Source organism: Streptomyces spiralis, assembly GCF_014654675.1.
GTDB classification, from domain to species: Bacteria; Actinomycetota; Actinomycetes; order Streptomycetales; family Streptomycetaceae; genus Streptomyces; species Streptomyces spiralis.
The window spans coordinates 1-2,840 of the sequence record NZ_BNBC01000119.1 but is presented as its reverse complement, the minus strand read 5'-3'; the positions used below and the strand labels follow the sequence as shown (position 1 = coordinate 2,840).

The following is a 2,840-nucleotide window of genomic DNA, read 5'->3' as shown; positions in this document are numbered from 1 at the left end:
CATCCACGAAGCCTTCCTCGGACTCGCCGTCTGCCTGATCACCCACCGCCACGTCCAGAGGCTTTGTTAGGGCCTCTTACTCCTTTTCCTCGTCGTCACCCAGGTCTATGCCGAGCTTGGTGGCGACCCGCTTGCGGGCCAGGCGCCGGTGGGTCCGGACGGTGCCCGCGTTGATGCCCATGATGTTGGCGACCTGCTTGGAGGGGTAGCCCAGCACGTACTGCAGGATGATCACGTCGAACTGGCGCTCGGGCAGGGCGGCGATGGCCGTGTAGAGGCCGAGGGGGGACTCCAGTGCCGGCAGCTGCGCGCGTGGCGACGTTCGCTGACGGCACCACCAAGGTCGGCACCGCAGCCCAGTCCCGCAAGGAGTCCCGACTCAAGGAGCAGGGCGCCCTGTTCGCCACGTACCTCGCCAAGAGTCCCGACGGCCGCGCGGTGCGCTTCCTCGAGGACGCCCTGAGCCGCCGTGTCGGCTTGACGCAGACCGTCCGTGCCGCAGCCAAGCTCCAGGCGCTGGTCGAGTTGCGCGACCTCGACCTGGTCCGAACACGCGGATCGTTCCCTGTCAGATCCTGCACCGCTACACCCCCACCCCATGCCGCCACTGGGCGGCGCGTCAGCGCACATCATGGCCTATGCAATAGTTCCGGTCATGTGTCTGGCTGCGGCAGGCCGATCAAGCCCCCACCGGCCGGCTCACACCACGCGTCCGGCATCGCAGGGAGCGCTGAGGCCGCGTCCCGCGTCTTGGCCCGGGAAGGCCGCGCAGCCGGCCCAATCGCGTGCGGGCCGACAAGGCATACGCCTCCCGAAAGAACCGCGCCTACCTGCGGCGGCGCGGGATCCGCTGCACCATCCCGGACAAAGCCGACCAGACCCGCAACCGCAAGCAATGTGGTTCGCGCGGCGGCCGGCCGCCGAAGTTCGACCCGCAGGACTACAAAGCTCGGCACGCAGTCGAATGCGGCATCAACCGCCTTAAAAGCTATCGGGCCGTGGCCACACGGTATGACAAGCTCGCGGTCCGCTACGAAGCGACCGTCCTCGTCTCGGCAATCAACGAGTGGCTATGACCGGCCGCGTCATGATGGCGCTGTGTAACAGCGGACGGCGACCGTCTGGTGCGGACTCCACTGCTGCTCGACTGTGGCCATCAGCTCCCAGCCCAGCCGCTCATACAGGGCTGCCGCCGCGGTATCGGATGCGACGACGTCGAGCACCGGATGCAGGCCACGACGCCGCGCTTCCTCCACTGCGCGACCGATCAGCAGTGCACCGATCCGATGTCCCCTTGCCTGTGGCGCGACGAACAACCTGCTGACCACAGCGGTCATGCCCCGCGTCGCCCCGTTCCGCTCGCTCCACAGCATCGGGGCCAGATCGCCTTCGCCGCCTTGCGACAAACTGACATGCCCAACCAGGCCGCCTTCGAGTTCGGCAACCCAGGAGCCCAGCAGGGGACCGCGTGACAGCCACTCGCCCGGCTGATCAGGCCAGTTCACCGGATAGCCGTCGAGCGCATGGACCTCCGCGAGGACCCGCACACACTCCTCAACGTCACCATCAGCCCTCTGCCGGATCCAGCGGCTCGGCCTCTCATCAGGCACTCCAGAGCTTTCGATATTCACTCCGGCATAGAAACACAAGCTAGGGCCTGTTGGGAAAGTCGTGGCTGTCGGCGGATTAACTTGTGGCTACCGCCGAGAACTTCGAAGATGTGCCCATGTCTGAAGCCCCTGACATCGCGACCGCCTGGCGCTGGCTCTTGGAACGCAGATCAGGCACGCCGAGCCACGCCTGCGCGGCCTGTTTCCTTTCCCGACGCACGGCACGCTGCACTTCCTGCGCAGTGCCCCGCCCTGGAGCGGATCAGATCACGACGACGTTCCGTTCATCGTCTACGGCGGACCGCCGTACCAGGTCTATTCAGCCGGCTACGCCGCCCTCCTGGGCGAGGTTGCGACGCCCGCGGAAGCCACCGCGCTCGTGGTGAACAACTTGCCGCAGACGTAGTCACGCTGTCATAACCACTCATTGAGAACCGCGACCAGTACCGTCGCCTCGTAGCGGACGGCGAGCTTGTCGTATCTCGTGGCCACGGCCCGATGGCGCTTGAGACGATTGATGACGCACTCGACGGCATGCCGCTCGCGGTAGTCGGTTTTGTCGAACTTCGGCGCTTGACCACCCCGGGACCCAAGCTTCTGGCGGTTGCGGACACGGTCGGCAGGGACCGGGAGGGTCGCCTCAGGGGCTTCTGCCCCTGCTCGACGGCGAGGTGGATCTTCGTGGTCAGCCCGCCTCGGGAACGTCCGAGACCGTGGTCGGCCGGTTCGACGGCAAGGCCACCGGGCGGCTCCTTTTGCAGATCCCCCTTTTCGACGCCCCGGCGGCATGCTGATGAGCCCGGCAGACGGTGGAGTCGACGTTCACATCCCACGTGATCAGGCCCTTCGCATCGGCCTGGGCCTGGAGCTGGTCGACGATCCGCGCCCACGTGCCATTGCGCTGCCACCGTCGGAACAGGTCGTAAACCCGGTCCCACGGGCCGTACCGCTCGGGCACATCACGCCAGGGGGCACCAGTTCGGGTCCGCCACCGTATGCCGTCTATCAGCTGCCGCCGAGTCCACACCGGCGGACGGCCCGGCTTGATGCCTTGCGGCAACAACGGCTCCAGCCGAGCCCACTGGCCGTTCGTCAGGTCACCACGCCTCACAAAGCGCGATCATCCACGACCAAGATCCACTTTCGCAACAGACCCTAGGTGTGCTGGCCGGACAGGTTGGTGACGCGGCTGGCTGGTGTTTGGCCGCTGATGCCGGTGTGGGGTCGGTG

At 66.7% G+C, this 2,840-nt stretch carries 3 protein-coding genes and 2 pseudogenes; 2 read left to right on the top strand and 3 right to left on the bottom strand.

Annotation, left to right across the window (positions count from 1 at the left end):
* Positions 1-76: 76 nt before the first annotated feature.
* Positions 77-235, bottom strand: a complete 159-nt coding sequence (locus tag IE318_RS46060; protein ID WP_229904218.1) for an RNA polymerase sigma factor — start codon at positions 233-235, stop codon at positions 77-79.
* 502 nt (positions 236-737) lie between these two features.
* Between IE318_RS46060 and IE318_RS44190 the strand changes: the two are divergent.
* Positions 738-1,076, top strand: a pseudogene (locus IE318_RS44190) (transposase); the annotation flags it as partial.
* A gap of 9 nt (positions 1,077-1,085) precedes the next feature.
* Here the strand turns inward: IE318_RS44190 and IE318_RS44185 are convergent.
* Positions 1,086-1,547 carry a GNAT family N-acetyltransferase gene (locus tag IE318_RS44185; protein ID WP_189908463.1) on the bottom strand — a complete coding sequence of 154 codons (462 nt, stop codon included), beginning with the start codon at positions 1,545-1,547 and terminating at the stop codon, positions 1,086-1,088.
* A 208-nt stretch (positions 1,548-1,755) separates the two neighbouring features.
* On the opposite strand from IE318_RS44185, the gene IE318_RS46055 reads away from it, so the two are divergent.
* Positions 1,756-2,016 carry a DUF6193 family natural product biosynthesis protein gene (locus IE318_RS46055; protein ID WP_308438644.1) on the top strand — a complete coding sequence of 87 codons (261 nt, stop codon included), beginning with the start codon at positions 1,756-1,758 and terminating at the stop codon, positions 2,014-2,016.
* Between the two features lie 8 nt (positions 2,017-2,024).
* Here IE318_RS46055 and IE318_RS44180 read toward each other — a convergent pair.
* Positions 2,025-2,721, bottom strand: a pseudogene (locus IE318_RS44180) (IS5 family transposase).
* Positions 2,722-2,840 lie beyond the last annotated feature (119 nt).